This is a genomic window from Algoriphagus halophilus (genome assembly GCF_041729275.1).
Lineage (GTDB): Bacteria > Bacteroidota > Bacteroidia > Cytophagales > Cyclobacteriaceae > Algoriphagus > Algoriphagus halophilus_A.
This window is the reverse complement of record NZ_CP146486.1, coordinates 4,632,712-4,654,160: the sequence shown is the minus strand read 5'-3', so window position 1 is coordinate 4,654,160 and position 21,449 is coordinate 4,632,712. Positions and strand designations below refer to the sequence as shown.

Annotated in this window: 9 protein-coding genes, 4 pseudogenes and 1 riboswitch; of the genes and pseudogenes, 3 read left to right on the top strand and 10 right to left on the bottom strand. The window is 38.8% G+C overall.

The features are described from left to right. Position 1: 1 nt before the first annotated feature. From V8V91_RS24955 to V8V91_RS24925, 7 genes and pseudogenes are all read right to left on the bottom strand, one after another. Positions 2–859, bottom strand: coding sequence for an ROK family protein (locus tag V8V91_RS24955; protein WP_373397758.1), 858 nt, complete (start codon positions 857–859; stop codon positions 2–4). A 181-nt stretch (positions 860–1,040) separates the two neighbouring features. Continuing rightward, positions 1,041–2,636, bottom strand: coding sequence for a SusD/RagB family nutrient-binding outer membrane lipoprotein (locus tag V8V91_RS24950; RefSeq protein WP_373397757.1), 1,596 nt, complete (start codon positions 2,634–2,636; stop codon positions 1,041–1,043). 2 nt (positions 2,637–2,638) lie between these two features. Further along, positions 2,639–5,710, bottom strand: coding sequence for a SusC/RagA family TonB-linked outer membrane protein (locus V8V91_RS24945; protein ID WP_373397756.1), 3,072 nt, complete (start codon positions 5,708–5,710; stop codon positions 2,639–2,641). A gap of 421 nt (positions 5,711–6,131) precedes the next feature. Beyond that, positions 6,132–7,685: a SusD/RagB family nutrient-binding outer membrane lipoprotein gene (locus V8V91_RS24940; RefSeq protein WP_373397755.1), complete on the bottom strand. Its 1,554-nt coding sequence runs from the start codon at positions 7,683–7,685 to the stop codon at positions 6,132–6,134. A gap of 60 nt (positions 7,686–7,745) precedes the next feature. Then, entirely contained in the window at positions 7,746–9,863 is a 2,118-nt protein-coding gene (locus V8V91_RS24935; RefSeq protein WP_373397754.1) for a hypothetical protein, read from the bottom strand. Next, positions 9,791–11,062, bottom strand: a complete 1,272-nt coding sequence (locus V8V91_RS24930) for a TonB-dependent receptor plug domain-containing protein (RefSeq protein ID WP_373397753.1) — start codon at positions 11,060–11,062, stop codon at positions 9,791–9,793. The genes V8V91_RS24935 and V8V91_RS24930 overlap by 73 nt, the downstream gene beginning before the upstream one ends. Before the next feature lie 435 nt (positions 11,063–11,497). Beyond that, positions 11,498–13,658, bottom strand: a pseudogene (locus V8V91_RS24925) (glutamine synthetase III). A gap of 233 nt (positions 13,659–13,891) precedes the next feature. Between V8V91_RS24925 and mtaB the strand changes: the two are divergent. The 3 genes and pseudogenes from mtaB (at position 13,892) to V8V91_RS24910 (ending at position 17,799) form a co-directional block, all read left to right on the top strand. Beyond that, positions 13,892–15,210, top strand: a pseudogene (gene mtaB / locus V8V91_RS24920) (tRNA (N(6)-L-threonylcarbamoyladenosine(37)-C(2))-methylthiotransferase MtaB). A gap of 66 nt (positions 15,211–15,276) precedes the next feature. Further along, the gene (locus V8V91_RS24915) at positions 15,277–15,630 is read left to right on the top strand and encodes a DUF805 domain-containing protein (protein WP_373397752.1); all 354 of its coding nucleotides are present in this window, start codon (positions 15,277–15,279) and stop codon (positions 15,628–15,630) included. A gap of 153 nt (positions 15,631–15,783) precedes the next feature. Further along, positions 15,784–17,799, top strand: a complete 2,016-nt coding sequence (locus tag V8V91_RS24910; protein WP_373400813.1) for an alpha-amylase family glycosyl hydrolase — start codon at positions 15,784–15,786, stop codon at positions 17,797–17,799. A gap of 11 nt (positions 17,800–17,810) precedes the next feature. Here the strand turns inward: V8V91_RS24910 and V8V91_RS24905 are convergent, their stop codons facing one another. From V8V91_RS24905 to V8V91_RS24895, 3 genes and pseudogenes are all read right to left on the bottom strand, one after another. Continuing rightward, complete coding sequence (locus V8V91_RS24905) at positions 17,811–18,884, bottom strand: acyl-CoA dehydrogenase (protein WP_373397751.1); 1,074 nt, start codon at positions 18,882–18,884, stop codon at positions 17,811–17,813. Beyond that, positions 18,881–19,473 (bottom strand): annotated as a pseudogene (gene pnuC / locus V8V91_RS24900) (nicotinamide riboside transporter PnuC). Before pnuC ends, V8V91_RS24905 begins: the two are co-directional and overlap by 4 nt. A gap of 44 nt (positions 19,474–19,517) precedes the next feature. Then, positions 19,518–19,629, bottom strand: a riboswitch (TPP riboswitch). A 45-nt stretch (positions 19,630–19,674) separates the two neighbouring features. Then, positions 19,675–21,362 (bottom strand): annotated as a pseudogene (locus V8V91_RS24895) (GMC oxidoreductase). Between the last annotated feature and the right edge of the window lie 87 nt (positions 21,363–21,449).

The following is a 21,449-nucleotide window of genomic DNA, read 5'->3' as shown; positions in this document are numbered from 1 at the left end:
ATTATTCAGTGTAAAACGGTAAGCAGGCACCAATCAAAGCAGCCTTTTCTCCAAGTTCAGAAATAGTAAAAGGAACAGAATATCCCATTGTTTCCAGATGGGATTGGGTAGATGGCAGGAAATAATCAGCAGCTAAACTGATTTTACCGCCCAATACCACTCCTTCTGAATGTAACCGGCTCAAGTAAGGAAACAAGAACTCGCCAAAGGCTTTACCGAAAGAAGTAAATACCTGATGGGAGACCTCTGGATCAAATTCTGGTGAAATCAGGTCTTTTACTCCTTCTATTTCAAGTCCAAACTTCGTCAAAGCAAAATTTTTGAACCAAGCTGTCCCTAAGTAATCCTCTGCGATTCCATCCCTAAATGGTGCGGTCCAAAGTTTGGCATCTTTCACGACATTCAAAACTTTTATCGCGGAACCAAGCCCTGTACCCAAGGTGATGCCTATTGAATTTTGAAATGCTCTTCCAGCCCCGGCAAAACTTTCTCCTATTAAAAACGCCTCGGCATCATTGGTGAATACTAGATTGGAAGGATGGATTTCCAAGCTTTCTGCAAGTAAATTCTTGACGGATTGCTGGTAAAGAGAGGCCATTTTGCCTTGGTCTTTGATTAAAGAAACCCCTTGCTGATAGTCATAAGGACCAGGCATGGCTATTCCAACTTGAAATTCTTTTGCATTTCCTGCAGCCTTCTTAATTATTTTAGTCCAATCGGAAATGATGGACTCTTGATCCCCAAAAGTATCTACATCAGCTTCGTGAACATCATAACAATCGGAAGTTCTATTTCCTAACTTAATTTTAGCTGCTGAAATATGGGAGCCTCCGATATCTACACCAATTTGTATCATCATCACCTAAAGATATTCTCTACGGATCATTTCTAAAAGCAGATTATTCCAGGATTCCCCATCAATTTGCAATTTCCAGAAAGCAGAAGCCGCTTTTGAATTTTATTAAAGTATATAAAGTGAAAGAGGTTTTGAACTTAATCAAAACCCCTTTCGGTAATCTATCTATGAAGATTTTTATTTGTTATTTATCCCACCACATTTTAGTGGTCCAAGTATCACCACCCATGTTAGAAATTGCATTAGCAAGACCTTCTGGGTTCGTAGTACTTTCAGAAGCAGGATAAACCTGTCTTGTTGGAATTTGGCCTCCTGAGAAATTTCCTGTGTAGTTTACAGGAGTCAGCTCTGGATATCCAGAACGCTTCCAATTGTTCCAAGACTCAACGAAATTTGCAAACAATCCAGTAGTTGCCCAGATTTGCTCATTGATCATTTTCAAAGAAGCCGAAGAACTGCTAGTATCCAATGGATTTGCCGCTGCATAAGCTGCCGCATCCCCAGCTGAAACAGTTCCTCCTCCAAATTTACCGATGGAAGTCAATGCTGCTTCAACTCCTGCAGCATAATAACTTGATGCAGAACCTGGAACATTAATACCTCTTGCTGCAGCATCAGCCAATAGCAATTGGATTTCAGCATAGGTCAGAATGAATACAGGAGCATTTCGATCTCTGTAAATGGCCGTTGGTCTTGAATAAGCACCAATTGGTGCTACGTCATCACCAGAACCAGTAGGGCCTGGATAATTTGGCTCATTTGAAACATCAGTACTTCCACCTCTCAAATCATAACCGTTAGGAAGTCCAATTTGTACAGCTGGGTCATTATTTCCAGCTGCGGCACTTCTATTTGCGGCAAGACCAGCAGCAGGTACCTCTGCAACAATTGGCAACCTAGGGTCATTGGTAGATTTTAGGAAATCAATTAAATTATCTGACCAGCGAACTTCATACACATCGTCAGTTACATTCAGTGCATTGGCACTAGAATTTGAATAGCCATTATTTTGATCTGAAACCAGTACAGCCTCATCAGCTGGAGATGTAAATACACCTCCTGAAACTGCCTTTGTAACATAGGTCTGGGCAGTTGAAGGATCCGCATCCACCAATCTCATGGCCATTCTTAACATAATGGAATAACCTAACTTTTTCCATTTCGCCAAATCACCTCCATAAAGCACATCATTTCTGATAGGATCACCTGAATCTGAAATGGAAGAAATGGCATTGTCTAGATCAGAAAGCATCGCTGTATAAGCAGCAGACTGTGAATCATAAGCAGGAGTTGTAATTCCATCCTCCGCCTGTAATGCCTCGCTGTAAGGAATATCCCCATAAATATCCGACACAAATGACAGTGTCAAGACTTTCCAAATGGTACCTACAGCCTGAAGATTATTAAATCCTTTTTCTTCAGCCAGTTTTTGCATTTGATACACTCTCGAAGCAGATGCATACCCATTATTCCAAACATTTTGGATATAACTGTTGGTACTACCTGATGCCACGTATTTATCGGCATTAGAATAATAATTGGCACCTCCTGTAGAAGTAGAAGCCATCACTTGTACCCACATACTCTGAAACAAGATGGCACCGGTATAACCAGTCATCATGTTTCCATAGTTATAAGAAACAGTTGGTAAAATCAGATTAGGATCAAAAACATTGGAACCTGCACTGTTTGGGTTGGTATTGATATCGGAAAAATCCCCATCACAACCAGCAGCTGTCAAGAGAAGGCCTGATAACAATATGCTATATATTTTTTTCATAATTAGTTCAGTTTAAAGTTCAGGTTGAAACCGAAAGATCTGGTACTTGGAAGAGAAGTACCTTCTATACCTGTGTAGTTGATATTGGAACCAAAGCTAGCCTCTGGATCAATATTCTTGGCTTTTCTCATCAAAATAGCCAAGTTTCTAGCCACAAAAGAGACATCTAATCCTTTGATGACTGGAGTATTTCCAAACCAAGAAGCTGGTAGAGAATAACCCAATGTCATTTGTCTCAATTTGATAAAGTCACCATCTACTACAGAAGTTCTAGTAATATTTTGAGCTAAAGCTTTATAGTAATCTTCAGCAGGAGCAGTTACTCCGCCATTGGTTACTCCTGACTCTCTACCTTCTAACGTCACTTTATTCAAACCTCTGAACGTAGAATAAAACTCAGTTGCTGATAACACTTTATTTCCATAGTTGTAATCAATCAAGAATGAGAATGAAATTCCTTTATAATTGAATTCGTTATTCCATCCACCATATAGAGTTGGAAGAACAGAACCCATATTGATCAATTCTCCTCTAACTGGAAGTCCAGCTTCATTCACCACAATACTACCATCCGGGTTGTATTGATAATCATATGCCCTAATTTGAGGACCAGGCTCACCTACTACATAGGCAGTCACAGCATTTCCTAGAGTAGCTCTATTTTGTCCCAAGTTTACAGGATTGTTGTTTTCATCTGTACTTAACACTTCATTTTTCACGCTAGTGATATTGAAAGAAGATGTCCAGGTGAAATCCGAAGTTTGGATCGGCTTACCAGTCAATAATACTTCCAACCCTTTGTTTTGAATAGATCCTGTTGCCACTACCGCACTATTAAAACCAGAAGCAATACTCAAGCTCGCATTCATAATTTCATTATTGGTAGTCTTGGTGTAATAAGCCAAATCCAATCCTAATCTGTTATTGAAGAAATTCATATCCAGACCAATTTCAAATTCATCTGTAGTGAAAGGCTTCAGGAATAAGTTAGGAAGCGAAGTTGGAGATGATCCAGCTGGAACTCCAGCATATGAATTCGCAGAAGAATAATAGAATTGATTGCTATAGGCAACTCCCGGATCACCACTGGTCACCGCATAAGAAACTCTCAACTTCCCGAAATCCATTGCTGAGATATTCAAGAATCTATCAAATAAGAACGCAGCAGAAACAGAAGGTGAGAAAATGCTATTGTCATCCGAAACAGGACTTGTTAGGGTACTATAAACATCGTAACGTCCTGTTGTAGACAAGGTCAAGAAATCTTTAATTCCGAAATCCAAAGAATAGAATCCTGAATGAACTTCTAATTCAGAGAAGGAGTACCCTCTTGAAAAGGCCTCTACGTTGAAAGGAGAATAAAGGTATGGTAATACAAACCGGCTACCACCAACACTTACAGATTCGAATTTATTTTTACGAATATTTCCTCCTAACAATGCATCTAAAACCAATCCCTCAGTCAGGTCAACTTTTGCCCCGAATAAACCATCTATGTTCAATTCTGATCTAGTAGATTGACCTCTGGAATTCAAATTACCCTGTAAGTTGGCAGTGTATGCCAATCCGTAAGGATCAATGCTATAGAAATCATCATTAGAAACATCATTTCCGATTCTGACCATTGCATAGATATTTTCAGTGAAACTATACTTGGTAGACAATGCAGAAATAGTTCTTTTTCTACCTAGATCATTGATTCCTTGGTTGACAATAAAATAAGGGTTTGTCACATAAATATCATCACTAAACACCGTTTCCGCACCATTGTCTGTATTATAACCGGGAGCAAAGATGCTTTGACTGATGTTTGGAGCTAGGAACAAGAAGTTATTAGGATTTTTAGGACCATCACTCAAAAATGGAATGTTATCAGATTTTTGATCAATGTAATTGATCATTGCAGTCACATTCAATTTATCAGTAATATTTTGATCCACATTTAAGTTCAAACTCAATCGATCCATTCCACTGTTTGGAACAATAGACTTAGAATCCAAATTGGATACCGACATTCTAAATGAACCATCAGAACCCAAACCTTTAGAAACTGAAACAGTATTGGTGAAATTGGACCCTGTTCTATAGAAATCCAAATATCCGTCATTGGTTGGAGTATATGGATATTGGTTTCCATCATATCCTATTACTGAACCACCCATTCTCTCACCCCAAGCTAATCTACCTGTTGTTTGAGCATCTGTAGCAGTAGTAGGTCTTTGGCCTCCTGTACCTTGACCATATTCATTTTGAAAATCTGTGAAATCCACCGGATTTTCTACCATGTAGTTTAGATTATAACTAGCGCTCCAATCTCCTCCTTTACTTCCGGATTTTGTAGTAATCAAAATGACCCCATTAGATGCTCTAGTTCCATACAAAGCAGAAGCTGCCTGACCTTTCAAAACAGTCATTGTTTCAATGTCATCCGGAGAAAGGTTTCCAATACCATCTCCATTATCGCTACCACCCCATTGTCCAGCACCACCTCTTTGGGTATTGTCCATTGGGACACCATTGATTACATATAGTGGAGATCCTGTTCCGTTGATACTAGGAGTACCTCTCAACGTAATTTTTGATGTTCCCCCAGGCCCAGAATTGGTACCTTTCACTACTAAACCCGCTACACGACCTGCAAGAGAGTTTGCGACGTTGGTTTCACGAGCTTTTGTCATGGTTTCACTACTTACTTCTGTAAGTGAATAACCTAACTTCTCCTTTTCTTTGCTGATACCCAATGCAGTAACTACTACTTCATTGAGTTCGCTTGCATCTTCTTCTAATGTGATGTTCAATTCGGTCCTGTTACCGACAGTAATTTCCTGAGTGGAATAGCCAATAAAAGAGAACACTAAAACTGTGCTTGGCTCCACCGAAATCGAGTACTCTCCATCCACATTGGTGGTGGTACCAGATTGATTGCTCTTGTTGAGAATTGTAACACCAGGCATGGGCAAGCCATCGGGGGCTGAAGTCACAACTCCTTTCAAGACCCTACTCTGCGCTTGAACGAATGCAATCGTACCAAGCATCAAAATCAGAGTGAAAGTAATTGATAAAACTTTTCTCATAGTTGGTAATTAATGGTTAGAAATAATTGAGTTTAAAATAAAGTGCTCGATATCAAGGCTTTAAATCTTTCCAAAAACAGCTAGGCAGGAAAATTGAAAAAACTCAAAGAATAGAAATTCATTTCTTTACAGCATAAGTAATTCTAAAATTGACACCAATCACTTTGTGTAGAGTAAAGCTATATATTTTAAAAAATATTCAAAAGTATTTAATTAATATTTTATATAAGATAAATTTATTTTTTCTATTTTTTTAAAAAAGTTAGTATAGTAAATAAGTTTTTTGCAGTATATAATTTGGCAAAATATTAGTTATGTGAAATTTTATTTGAATAATTCATAGAGTTTTCTGGATATTTAGTATAAAAAAAGCCTCTCAATGTAATTGAGAGGCTTTTTGATAAAATACTACCTGAAAAAATTAATTCACATCCCAGAAAATGGTGTTCATCAATTTATCCTCTGGCTGTACTACAGAATAGTTTTCCATATTGTAGGTCTGTTCTGATCCAGGATACATCCATCTTGATGGAGGTAAACTCTGCTGATTCGAGTTATCTTCCCAGAATTCAAGGTCCACTTTACCCAATCTTCTCAGTTCATGCCAGCTTTCATTTGGTTGAACCACATTAAAGTGCAACCATTTTTGCTCAGCAATTAACTTAAGCTTCTCCTCAGAAGAACCTGCCATTTCCCAAGAAACATCATTCATAGATAAGTAAGCATTGATTGATTCTTCAGTAGGAACAATCGGATCGTCTGATTCAGCATTATTACTGATACTTCTTAGGTATTCGTAGAAATCAACAGACTGGCGAATGGCTTCTTCATAATGAGACTTCGCCATCATGTCTTGATTTTCCTTCAAGTAATATTCAGCCGCCATTAAATGTACCTCAGCAGCAGTAATGATTAAACCTGGGAAATATTGATTTCTACTGATTGTAGAGTGATTGTAAATACTCAAGGTTTGTGTCAAGACCAATTCATTCTGTTCAGTAGGATTCATTAATGGATCCAACCCAAGATACTCACCTTCTGCATTCTCTCCTGGTTGGAATACGTAAGTTAATCTTGGATCTTCATTTCCTACCATATGATCCAAAATTGCTTTTCCAGCAATGTTACCATCCCAATCCTCCAAACCACTTTGGAAGTTATTGGCTGGCATCAAAGTTCCTAAAGTATGGATTCGGAAAAGGATATTGCTGTCATTATCTGACACAATTGGATACTGTCCTGGGTTTGACAAAATAGTACCAATTTCAGTTTTCGCTCTTGCGCTAAACTCACTTGTACCACTTACTCTGGTCAACATTCTCAATCTTAGAGAATTGATATATTTCAACCACTGATCTATATCGCCTCGGTTGATCAAGTCTTGCGTACTGAATTCAATTTCAATAGCAGGATTGATTTGTAGTGTACGTAATTCATCAGCAAATCCAGCCAAATCATCCAACATCTTGGTATAGATATCACTTGCTTTGTCGTAACCAGCATAAGATTTAGTATAGTCTCCACCATTAGTACTTAGCATACCAGCCTCAGACCATGGAATATCTCCATGCAAATCAACTACCTGCTGCGTATGGTCATAGAAGTACGTAGCTGCCGCAATCATGAAAACACGGTTATCCACTTTTTCCTCTTCAGACAAGGCATCATATACTTTTTCAAGCTCTCTGTACTGAGCTACAAAATTGTAGTAATTATTCCAACGGTCATTTACTGCCGCAGAACCTGGCACATATTGATTTTCAGTATTTACCCATCCTACTGCCTGAGTATATCTATTGGAAGTAATTCGCTTAATCACAAAGTAATCCCAATAGGTTGGCAATACGGACTGACGATTAGTATAAATCATTCCGGTAAACTGCTTACCCACTGAAGTTTCAGATAGCTTCGAAGGGTCCGTGTAGTTATCTTCAAAATCTGCTGTAGTACAACTCACCGAGAAGCCTACAAGCATTATATATAGTAATATTCTATTGATATTCATCTTCATCATGTTTTTATCTTATATCAATTATTAGAATCTAGCTCTTAACATAAAGCCCCAAGTTCTAGTAGCTGGGTTGGTACCCGCACTAGTCAACGTTTGAGTCCATCTAGATCCACCAGTCATAACTTCTGGGTCTAAATCCTTGATATTTCTATAAAGGAAAAACAAGTTTCTACCAAATACGGAAAGGTTCACGTTTGAAGCACCAATTTTAGAGGCAAGTTGAGCAGGAATAGTATAGCTCAAAGACAATTCTCTCATTTTCACATAATCATTGTCCTTGATATACAATTCATATCTTGACTGGCTATACTGAGGTCCACCCCAGTTGTAAGTGTTCCAATAGTAATATGCCTGAGAAATCACATTAGAGTTTGGAGAACCATCTGCGACCACTCCATCCATCACCATACCATCGTGATAAACAGTTTCACCATTTGGTCCTTGTGCTGCAGAATGGTCTACTTGGATTCCTTGTCCATCTTCATTAACATAATAAGCCAACCCACCGCTTGCTTCATCCATGTAGTTCAAACTCTTTTCAGTCAAACCACGGCTGATCATCCAGTTAATACCAGTTGGCATCACACTACCTCCAATTTGGAAGTCAACTACTGCAGAAAGAGCGAAGTTCTTGTAGTTTAATTCATTGATGAAACCACCTACTGCATCTGGCATGGCATTTCCAACCTGAATCCAGTTTTGATCATCGATTTTATATAAACCATTTGGTTGTACGATCTTATTACCATTTGCATCAGTTGCAATTGGTCTAGCATAGAAATCACCCATTGGTCTACCTACTACAGAGCGAAGTTGAGCCGCATTTCCATCATAATCCGCATGCAGCAACTCAGTGGCATTGTTGGCCAACTTTTCAACTTTGTTCATGTTTCTAGAAACATTCAATGTCATATTCCAACCAAAGTTCAAACTCTGCACGATCGCTCCATTCAATGAAAGTTCCACACCTGTATTTCTCAAAGTACCGATGTTTGTCAAAACAGAACTAGCTCCTGAAGTGGAAGGCAAGGTCAAAGGCAAGATTTGGTCTCTGATCTGAGCGTTGTAATAAGAAAGGTCTAAACCAAATCTGTTGTTGAAGAACCTAGTATCTAAACCAAATTCAAATTCATGCTTCTGCTCTGGTTTGATCCCATCGTTACCGAATGAGTTAGAAATAGTGGTATAAAGTACATTGGCTCCGCCTGGCTGCTGAACGCCCAAAGAATTCTGAGAGTATGCAATATTTGCTCTATAAATATCCGGATAGTTACCCACGATACCCCAAGAACCTCTCAACTTAGAGAATGTGATGAATTGAGGTAATTGAATAGCATCAGAAATTGCAAAACTGGTGTTAACAGAAGGGTAAACAAATGCATTGTTGTTAGGATTCATGGTAGAAATTCTATCTCTACGGATCGTACCTTCCACAAACCAAATGTTTTTATAATCGAAATTCACTGTTCCAAGGAATGCATCAATTACTCTGTAAGATCTATCAGATCCTGAGTTAGGGATGTTGGTGGAAGCCACAATATCAAACAGATTCTCAGTACTTAATCCACCGTTAGTACTTCTTGACACATTACTAAAGCTTTCTTTTCTAGCAGTATACCCACCCATTGCACTGAAGGTAATTTCGTCGGTAAGACTCTTGGTATACGTCAACATCAAATCCCCATAAAGAATGCTGAATAATTCAGTATTCATTCCAAAAGCACCTGAAGGACCAAAAGCTAAAGGACGAGTAGAGTAGTTACTAAACTCAGAATATCTATTGGTGAAGTCTGTAGAAACTCTAGCTCTTAGTTTCAAATCATCCGTAATCTGAAAGTGGTTGGTCAAACTTCCAATTACACGATTACTCAATTCGGAAGACAAGTTTTTATTTACTCTCCAAACATAATCTGCAATATCACCTCTAAAACCTGCACCTGTAATATTCTCATCAGGAGTTAAGCTTTGCCCATTTCCTGTTACAAATCTGTAACCACGGCTAGTTTGATATCTGTCCAAATACCACTCACCATTATCGAAACGAGTCATCATTCCACCGAAGTTATTGATCATTCGGTCAATTGAATAAGGACGGTTTTTGTGTTTTGATTGATGTAATTCACCATCAAATCCACTTTCCATCTTTTGTTCACATTATAGCTTGAATTCAAATTCATGATATTCTTGCTGTTTTTAGAATTCAAACTCAACGCTTCGTTGTCCTGACGGGTTAATGAAAGGCGGAAATTAGCTTTATCGGTACTATTAGAAATCGCTACGTTAATATTAGAACTTACTGGGCTATTGAATAAAGCCGCATAATTATCTTCTTGTGCTACATAAGGTCTAGATATACCATCCCAAGCCTGCATTGGCTGACCATCGAATCTTGGTCCATAGTTAGTGGTTGTATTCGGTACTGTACGAATTCCATCTTCCGTATAATTAAACCCATCTTCTGCTTGGCCTAAGTTCTGGATATGAGCAGGCATACCTGGTCCCCTTACGTTTTGATATCTTGGCAAATAGGCAATTTTATCTAGGCTGACATTCGCATTAAAGTCAACTTGCATTCCGTTTTTACCTGCGGTACCTTTTTTGGTAGTAATCAAAACAACACCATTCACCGCCTCTGAACCATAAAGTGCAGCTGCTGATGCACCTTTCAAGATGGAAATATTATCAATATCTGCTGGGTTTATGTCTAATAGGCCATTTCCTCTTAGTCTTTGGTCGCCCCAATAGTTGTTGTTCGTTACTTCTTCATTTCGGATTGGAACCCCATCCAAAACAATAAGTGGCTGGTTTTTACCAGTAATCGAGTTAATTCCTCGAATCTGAATATTCACTGCTGAGGTAGCTCCCCCCGCCCCTGTTTGGATTCTAACACCTGGAGCCTTACCATAAAGAGCAGATGCCACATTTGGATTACCTACTTTAATCAATTCATCAGCCTTGATCGTACTAGTGGCATAACCCAAGGATTTTTCACTTTTGTCCATACCAAAAGCGGTCACGACAAATTCGGAGAGTTCACTTGCATCCTCTTCCAAATTAATATTGATCTCAGATTGATTTCCGACAACGACTTCCTGAGAAGCAAAACCAATAAAAGAAAACACCAAAACTGAATTTGGTCCCACAGAAATGGAATACTCACCATCTATATTGGTGGTAGTACCCGTCTGGTTTGTCTTGTCCAGAATTGTAACACCCGGCATGGGTTCTCCATCCGGCGAAGCTGTCACAACTCCTTTCAAAACTCTTTTCTGAGCCTGTGCCATAGCCGAGACACAAAAGATCATAACCAGAGTCAAAGCAATTGATAAAACTTTTCTCATAGCAATTAATTAATGATTAGAAAATAAATGAGTTAATAGACAGACTAGGGAATACCTACTAATTATTTGGCCTTTATAACTAAAGATTACTTAAAAGTTCGTTTCCGGACGAAAGACAGTCAGAAACTTAAGAATCTTTTTAGTATACACTAGTCTGTGTGGTAAATCTATAAATTTCAAAATCCATTCAAAACAATTAGATAATATTTTTTAATGAAATAGGATATTTATTTAATTTTTTTACAAAAGTAAGTTCAAAATTAAATTATTTTGAGTTTTCCGGCTTTACAATAATCGATATTTCTTCTTGAACTAATAGCTATAATTAAAATTTCCTTCTTTAGATTATGAGTTAATAAATTTTTCCTAAAGGTAATTGCATAAAAAAAGCCTCTCAATTGAATGAGAGGCTTTTGTACTTTTTCGAGTCAAATATTATCTCAAAAACAGCATTTCTCTGTACTTCACTAATGGCCAAGACTCATCGTCTACCAATAATTCCAGCTTATCCACAGCATATCTGATTTTGTCGAAATAGGCTTCTTTTACTTCTGTCTGATATCCTTTCGCCATTTTCACAATATCTTCTTCTTTGTTGAGCTTCTTACGAGCTTCAATCATTGCAGTAATATTGGATTTCAAGGATTCAATGTGTTTAGAAACTTCTTTGATCGTTGCAACAGCAGCGGTATGATCCAAACCAAGTCCTTTCAAACCATTCGCATTCTCAATCATTTTATTTTGATAAAGAATAGCTGTAGGAATGATATGATTCAATGCTAGATCTCCCATCACTCTACCTTCGATCTGAACTCTCATAATGAAGTTCTCCAACATGATCTCATGACGCGCATGAAGTTCTATCTCATTCATGACGTTGTGTCTTTCGAATAGCTCTTTCGTAGCTTTCTTCTGATACACATCAAGCGCAACTGGAGTAGACTTCAAGTTAGACAATCCTCTTTTTCAGCTTCTTTAGCCCAAGCGTCTGAGTATCCATCACCTTCAAATCTTACCTTCTTACTATCCTTGATGTATTTTCTCAATACATTCACAATAGCAATTTTCTTCTCCTTACCAGCAGCCATCTCTTTCTCGATATCTTTATACATACCTTTCAAGACATCTGCCACGATTACGTTGAGCGCAGTCATCGGACCCGCTACGTTGGCCTGAGATCCTACTGCACGGAACTCAAATTTGTTTCCAGTAAATGCAAATGGAGAAGTTCTGTTTCTATCAGTGTTGTCAAGTATGATTTCAGGAATCTTGGAGATACCTAACTTCATATACATGTTGTCACCTTTCTCGATTTTGATATTTCCGTTTTTCTCAAGCTCATCTAATACCTCAGTAAGAGTAGCACCCAAGAAAACAGAAATAATTGCAGGAGGCGCTTCGTTGGCACCCAATCGATAATCATTACCTGCAGAAGCAATACTTGCTCTTAATAAATCTGAATGATCATATACTGCTTTGATAGTTGCTACCAAGAATGTCAAGACTGAAGGTTCTCTCTTGCAGAACTACTTGGCTGAAATAAGTTTACTCCAGTGTCAGTAATCAGTGACCAGTTATTGTGCTTTCCACTTCCATTGACACCTGCAAATGGTTTCTCATGGAACAACACCTTTAAATGATGCTTTTCAGCAACTTTATCCATCACATCCATCAATAATTGGTTGTGATCAGTCGCTTTATTGATCTCTTCAAACAATGGAGCTACCTCAAACTGACCAGGAGCCACCTCATTGTGACGAGTCATTACAGGAATACCAAGCTTATGAGACTCGATTTCAAAGTCAACCATAAAGTCCTTCACCCTAGTAGGGATCGTACCGAAATAATGATCATCTAATTGCTGACCTCTAGCAGGGCTATGTCCAAAAACGGTTCTACCAGCCATTACCAAGTCCGGTCTAGCAGCAAACAATGCTTTGTCTACTACAAAGTATTCTTGCTCTACTCCTAGAGAAGGGAATACTTTCTTCACATTTCTGTCAAATAATTGGCAGATCTGCACGGAAGCATCATTGATTGCTTCCATAGATTTTAATAAAGGAGTTTTGTAATCCAATGCCTCTCCCGTATAGGAAACAAAGATCGTTGGGATACAAAGTGTGTTTTCAAAAATAAAAATCGGAGAAGAAGGATCCCAAGCAGTGTATCCTCTTGCTTCAAAAGTAGATCTGATGCCTCCATTTGGGAAAGAAGAAGCATCTGGTTCTTGTTGAACTAAGGCACTACCTTTGAACTTTTCCAAACCGCCTAACGCATCGAAAAAGGAATCATGCTTCTCAGCAGTAGAACCTGTCAATGGCTGGAACCAGTGCGTATAATGTGTTACACCTTTCGCAAGAGCCCAAGTTTTCACTGCAGATGCAATTTCCTCAGCAGTTGAAACATCTATTTTTGTGCCTTTATCGATCGCTTCCATTACCTTTTTGTAAACGGATGGAGCCAAAGACACTTTCATTTGTGCAGTTCCAAAAACGTTTTCGCCAAAATAATCGGATATTTTGGTAGATGGTGCTTTTACAGCAGATCGCTGTCTAGCCTGCACCATTGACAAGGCTTGTTGTCTGAGTGTTGCCATTTCTACAAAGTGTGGTTTAAGATTATACTCACAAAAATAGAAAAATACTGACTCGAAAATGAAAATGACCAAAATTTGAGCTCATTTTTTGAAAAATTTACAGTTTTATCAAAAAACATGGTCTTTTTCACACCATTTCGTTCAAAAAAGTGATTTTCCGTTCTGAAATTAGAAAATTGAAAACAAGAGGAGATTAATTACCTTTGTATTCTCAAATAAGCTGGAGATTAATTGTGAAAAAGGTAGCATTTTATACACTTGGATGTAAACTCAACTTCTCGGAGACGTCTACTATTAGTAGACAGTTTGAAGACAAAGGGTATTTAAAGGTGGATTTTCAGGATAATCCTGACATTTTCATCATTAATACTTGCTCGGTAACCGAGAATGCAGATAAAAAATGTAAGAAGATTGTAAAAGAGGCTAAAAAGATCTCTCCTAATTCTTACGTGACAATCATTGGCTGCTATGCCCAATTAAAACCGAAAGAGATTTCGGAAATAAAAGGGGTGGATGCAGTCTTGGGTGCAGCAGAAAAATTCAGATTAATCGAACTATTGGATGATTTTGCAAAAGCCCAGGATACTAAAATCCTAGCCTCAGAAATCCAGGAAGCCACTACTTTCAACAATGCCTACTCTATTAATGATAGAACTCGGACGTTTTTGAAAGTTCAGGACGGCTGTAACTATGGATGTGCTTTCTGTACCATTCCATTAGCAAGAGGAAAAAGTAGAAGTAACACCATTAAAAGTGTTGTTGCCTCTGCAAAAGAAATAGCAGGAACGAAAGTGAAAGAAATCGTATTGACCGGAGTTAATATTGGTGACTTTGGAATAGTCGATGGAAAAAGAAATGAAAAATTCGCTGACCTAGTCTATGCGCTTGATGAAGTAGAAGGAATTAATCGATTTAGGATTTCTTCTATTGAGCCCAACCTACTCACCAATGAAATCATCAGTTTTGCAGCCCAGTCCAAAAGATTTGTACCCCATTTCCATATTCCATTGCAATCTGGTTCCAATACCATCTTAAGAAAAATGGGAAGACGATATCTTCGTGAATTATACGAAGACAGGGTCTCCAAGATCAAAACCTTGATGCCACATGCTTGTATTGGAGTAGATGTGATTGTAGGATTCCCAGGAGAAACAGACGAACTATTTCTAGAAACCTATAATTTTTTAAACGAGCTGGATATTTCATATTTGCATGTCTTTACCTACTCTGAACGTGCAAATACCAGGGCAGTAGAAATGGAAGGGGTCGTTCCGATGAAAAAAGAAACGAACGGTCCAAAATGCTCCGGATACTTTCTGAAAAGAAAAGAAGGAAGTTTTACGAAGAAAATCTGGGCAAAACGTTTACAGTACTATTTGAAGAGGATATTGAAAATGGGAAAATCCATGGATTTACCGAAAATTATATCCGGGTTTCTGCCAAATATGACCCCATGTTAGTCAATGAATTGAAAGTGGTTACTCTGGATAAAATCAACGAAGAAGGTACAGTCGAGGTGATTGAACCAGAATTCATTTACGAGAAACATTGAGTTGACTCCAGGGGTGCTCCGATTTCTGCTTTGAAAACAACTTCCTATCAAGTTCGTTATTAAAGTATGAATTCAACATTTAAACCAGACGGAAGAATAACTAGAAGGAAGTATTTGTGGATGTTCATGGTTTTCTATTTCATCAACATTCTATGCTTGTTATTAATATGGGATAGCTTCCAAACTCAATCATGGATGATATTTTATGGTGCTGGCGTAGCGCTTATAGCCTCGATCAGTATTTTGATGGTTCAAGCCATTAAAAGACTCCATGATATTGGATTAGATTGGAAATATGCCTTTTACTTATTAATCCCACCCCCAATCAATTTTATAGGTTTTATTTGGCTGGCCGCAAAAAAAGGTCAGAAAGGAGAAAATCAATATGGTCCAGATCCGAGAAAGACAGATATTGTTTGAGTTTGGACACATTTTATAATCAGAATTTTAATCAGAGCGGTAAGAACTAAAATTTCTTACCGTTTTTTGTTTTCCAATTCTTCACGAAATGAAAAAAGAGGGACATGCTTGATTCCAATTACATTTTTCTAAATTAAGCCAAGTTAATTTCATATTTGTGAGAAAGTCCGCCCCCCCAATTTAGTAATAGACGAGCCTTGGCTTGAAAAATACAGTGATAAGATTTCTCTTCGTTGGAGTAAATATCAATCAGCTATCCAAGAAATTGAAAATTTCTGTGGGGACATTTTGGAATATGGCAGCAACCATCAATTTTATGGGATTCATTTCGAGAGTTGGAGAAATGGTTGGGTCTATCGGGAATGGGCCCCTGCAGCAGAAGCACTTTATTTCTTTGGGGACTTTAACAATTGGGATCGTCAATCCCACCCGATGAAAAAAAATCCTCGTGGCGATTGGGAAATCTTCTTACCCTTTGATCAATATAAAGGTACGTTTGTACATGGTTCTAAGGTAAAAGTCCATGTTATTGGGGCCAATGGGGCTTTGGATAGAATCCCTGTATACATCACCCGGGTAATTCAAAATGAAGAAACACACGATTTTGCTGGTCAAGTGTGGTTTGATTCTCCCTTTCCCTGGGCTGATCAAGATTTTTCTTTAGCAGAAAGCAGGAAACAACCTTTAATATATGAGTGCCATGTAGGGATGGCACAAGAAAAACTTGGCGTAGGGACTTACCTGGAGTTTGAACAAAACATCCTTCCCAGGATCAAATCTGCCGGTTACAATACCATCCAGCTCATGGCCGTCATGGAGCACCCTTATTATGGGTCTTTTGGCTATCATGTATCTAATTTCTTTGCCCCTACCTCTCGCTTTGGGACACCTGAAGAATTAAAATCCCTGATCAATACAGCCCATAAGTTGGGAATTGCCGTGGTAATGGATATCGTTCATTCACATGCCGTAAAAAATGTAAATGAAGGAATCAATGAATTTGATGGAAGTGATCATCAATATTTTCATGCAGGCCCAAAAGGTTACCATGAAGGTTGGGACTCTAAGGTATTCAACTATTCCAAAAGAGAAGTCCAACAATTCCTCTTGAGTAATATCAGATATTGGATCGAAGAATTCCATATGGATGGTTTTCGCTTTGATGGTGTCACGTCCATCATGTATCTCCATCATGGATTATTCATGGATTTTGACAACATCGATTTATATTTTGATTCCAATGTGGATGATGATGCTATCCTTTACCTACAACTTGCAAATACACTAATCCATAAACTAAAACCTCAAAGTATTTCAATTGCAGAAGATGTCAGTGGCATGCCTGGATTGTCAAGAAAAATAGAAGATGGAGGAATAGGTTTTGACTTCAGAATGGCCATGGGTATTCCGGATTATTGGATTAAAACCTTAAAACATAAGCAGGATGAGGAATGGGATATGTTTGAGCTTTGGCACCAACTATCCAATCGCCCCATCAAAGAGAAATCTATCGCCTATGCCGAAAGTCATGATCAGGCGCTAGTGGGTGATAAATCACTGGCATTTTGGCTGATGGACAAGGAGATGTATTTCAGCATGTCTTTATTGCAGCAAAATTTAGTGGTAGATAGAGGGATCGCTCTACACAAATTGATTCGCATGATTACCCTTTCTTTGGGAGGAGAAGGATACCTTACATTTATAGGAAATGAATTTGGTCATCCTGAATGGGTAGATTTTCCAAGAGAAGGCAATAATTGGAGCTATCAATACGCCAGAAGACAATGGTCTTTGGCAGATGATCCTCTTCTTCGGTATGGGCAACTGGCTGCTTGGGACAAATCCATGATTCAATTGGCTAAAGACTTTCAGATTCTAGCTTCCCAACATGCTCAGCAATTACACCTGGACCCTGATAAAAAAATACTCGCATACGAACGGGCCGGGCTCATCTTTGTATTTTCCTTCCATCCAACGGAGTCGTTCTCTGGTTTTGCCATTCAAGTTCCCTGGCCTGGATCCTATCAATTGATTTTGGATTCGGATGAAAAGGAATTTGGGGGATTTGAAAGATTGGATACGAGCACCACCTTCCTGACCAATGAAAACCAGTGTGTATTGCTTTATATCCCTAACCGGACCATGATGGTATTGAAGCAAAAGGATTAGGAACCTAGACTCTAAAATGGAAAGATCAGTAAGGCATGTTGACTTACTGTATTAAAATCTCTCCAAACTCTATTCAATTCAGTATGGGTTTTTGCTGCCTCCAACCCTGAAAATGGGTAAAGTGCAGCATTATATTCCCTGCATTTATGGCTTAATTTTCTTGCGGATTTACTGAGCGATTTCAAATGCTTCTTGGAAATCCCACCTTGAAGTTTCAATTGCTCCCAGGATTTGTCCGTCTCATTAAAAAAATCACTTCTATACCTATCCAGCTTCTTTTTCTTCTTTTCCAGTATCTTTTGAAAATAGCTCACATGCTTTTGATCATATTTTCTATAATGATGCCGTTTCCAAAAGGATTCCTCTATTAAATCAATCAGATGCAGGGAAATCCCTAAGATATTTACCACCAGCGTGGCCTCTGCAAATTGCAAAAAAGGGAATTTGTAAATTGGATCTTCAAGAGTGGTTTTATCCGGCTTTATTTCAAATGCCCTATAGGCAGGCACCTTGATTTTTTCTGCTTTGAATGCATGACTACCTGTCGCTATCATTCCCATGTAATTCCATCCATCAAGAACCTCCACTTCATTTTTCTCTAACAAAAAGGCTTTGACCAAGGGGTTTCCTTCTTCATCCAAGATAGGTTCTCCATTTTCAAAAATTTCGCAATTCGCTGTGAAGTGGGTGGCGTGCAAAGCTCCTGATGCATAGGTCCAAGTTCCTGAAATCTCATATTCTTCATTTACAAAATCTGCTTTCCCTCCTACAAACCCACTCCCTGCCAGGCATAAGTCAAATGCTGGGAAAACGCTATTTCTCAATTTTCCATCCATGAAACCTACAAACCATCCCGCACCTGCGCATAAGGTGATCGTCCATCCTAAGCTACCATCCAAACTAGCAAGGCGCTCTTCTAATTGTAGGGCTTCTGGCAACGAATATCCCAATCCTCCTAGCTCTTTTGGCACAAATAGTTTGAACCATTTCTCTTGATAAATCGCCTCCAACCATTCATCAGGAAGGGTTCCTAATCTTTCAGCTTTAAGGGCGAGTTCGTGGCTAAATAGGGTTATATCCTTCATGCTTTTTCTAGTTCTTTTTTCCAATCTAAATACCCGAATATGGCTACCACGAAAAGAAATAAGGTTAAAAATGAAACCAAAATCAATTGTTTATGAAACAGCAATGGGATTGCCACTACGTTTGAAATATTCAGCCAAATCCAATTTTCAAGCTTTCGTTTAGCCAAAAGCCACATTCCTGCCCAAGCTGTTGAAGAAACAAAAGCATCTATCACAGGGACATCTGAATCGGTGAAGAAGCGAAGCACAAAATACAATAGGACCCATCCCCTAATGCTATGGACCAAGTAATTTTTTGATCTTTAAGACTACTTCTTGAAATTTGGCTGGCCCCGGAGCTACTTCTGTTTTTCCACATGGCCCAACCATAAATACTCATCACTAAATAATACCCGTGCAATAGCGTTTCTGCATACAGTTTCGCATGAATCAATAAAAAGGAGGAACATACTATACCGATGATTCCTGCCGGGTATAAAAGCACATTGTTTTTCCGAGCCAACAACACTTCTGTCACTCCAAAGCCCACAGCTACCCATTCGAGCAAACTCGTGTTCTTGATCTGCTGCAAAAGCAGATTCAATTCCATAAAATTTTCCATTTGAATAATTTGTTATGATTATTCAAAAAAGGGAGAACAATTCATCTTGTCCCTACGCCGGCACTACCCGGATCAGGTGCTCAGTAACCTCTTACTGATGGGTATGATCTCAGCCCGTAATTTAGGGCACCCCTTATTTGATGATGCTAATATAGAAAATAATCGTCTCTCAAGGACTTACTCATGGGATTATCTAATCCTTCCATTTTTCATCTCTCTTACGGCATGATCCACAGCCCTCGCAGTCAGAGCCATATAGGTGATGGAAGGATTTTGAGTACCGGTAGAAGTCATACAAGCACCATCGGTAACAAATACGTTGGGTGCCAAATGCATCTGATTATAACCATTCAATAGGGAGGTAGCTGTATCTTTTCCCATTCGAACCCCACCCATTTCATGGATATCCAATCCTGGAGCTTGCTTACTATCGGATTTCCGTATGTTGGTGCACCCAGCTTTCCTCAACATTTCTTCCCCTTGCTCATGGAAATCTTTCAAAATCATTTCATCATTGGCATCGTAACCCACATTGACTTTTAACAGAGGAATCCCCATTCATCCTGCTGATCTGTACTCAAACTCACTTGATTGGATTCTTTAGGAATCGTCTCACCTTGCATCATCATGTACACGGACCATGGTCCTGCTTTGGTATTTGCTGCTTTAAATTCCGCTCCTAAAGGAGCATCCGCATGACCAAATCCTGCTCTTCCAGCAGTATAAAAAGTCATGTAGCCCCTCATAAAATCCATTTCTTGCTTTTTCACATTCCTAAAATTTGGCATCATCACCGCTGTAGGCCTTCTCCCAAAATAATAGGAATCCTCATAGCCTTCATACTGAGCCCCAATCGATCCTCTATAATTATGAAACGCTATGTATTTGCCCAACACCCCTGAATCATTTCCCAAACCATTTGGAAATCGATTAGAGGTACTGTTCAATAGGATCAAATTAGAATTTAAAGCTGAGGCATTGACAAAAATCACTTTTGCAAAATACTCTATCACCTCTTTCGAGATCCGGTCCACTATTCTGACACCTGTTACTTTCTCTTGTTGATCATCATAAATCAAGGAATGAACCACAGAATCTGGCCTCATCGTAAGATTGCCTGTTTTGGCAGCAGCTGGTAAGGTAGAGGAATTGGAGCTAAAATACCCCCCAAAAGGACAACCTCGGTAACATTGATTCCTTGCCATGCATTGACCCCTTCCTTGTGCAAGATGAATACCTTTGGGTTCTGTCAGATGTGCACATCTACCAATGATTACATTTCTGTCTTTGTAGGCCTCTACAATCCTTTTTTGGATTTCCTTTTCTACACAATTCATTTCCCAGGCTTTCAAAAACTCCCCATCCGGCAAGGTATCCAAACCTTCATAACTACCGCTGATTCCCACAAAACGCTCTACATAGCTATACCAAGGATCAATATCAGGATATCGAATAGGCCAATCCACTGCAAATCCATCTCTTCCGGGTCCTTCAAAATCATAGTTACTCCAACGCTGTGTTTGTCTCGCCCAAATCAACGATTTGCCACCGACTTGGTATCCTCGTACCCAATCAAATGGTTTCTCCTGCACATAAGGGTGCTCGGAATCCTTCACAAAGAAATGTTCGGTATCTTCTTTATAAGCATAACAGCGGTTGACTACTGGGTTGGCAATTTTATCCTCTAATGGAATCTGATTTCTGTGGGGCATTTCCCAAGGAGCAGCTGTCATAGTAGGATAATCGGTTAAATGCTTGACCTCTCTCCCCCTTTCTAAAACAAGTGTTTTTAAACCTTTTTCACAAAGTTCCTTTGCTGCCCATCCACCACTGATTCCAGATCCAATAACGATCGCGTCAAATTGATTTGCTTTCATAATTGGAAAATAAAGGATTACCCTTCAATTCCATAATTGAATTCGATAATTGGTCAAAATCCTTTTCAAAAATAAACCTCCAAAATA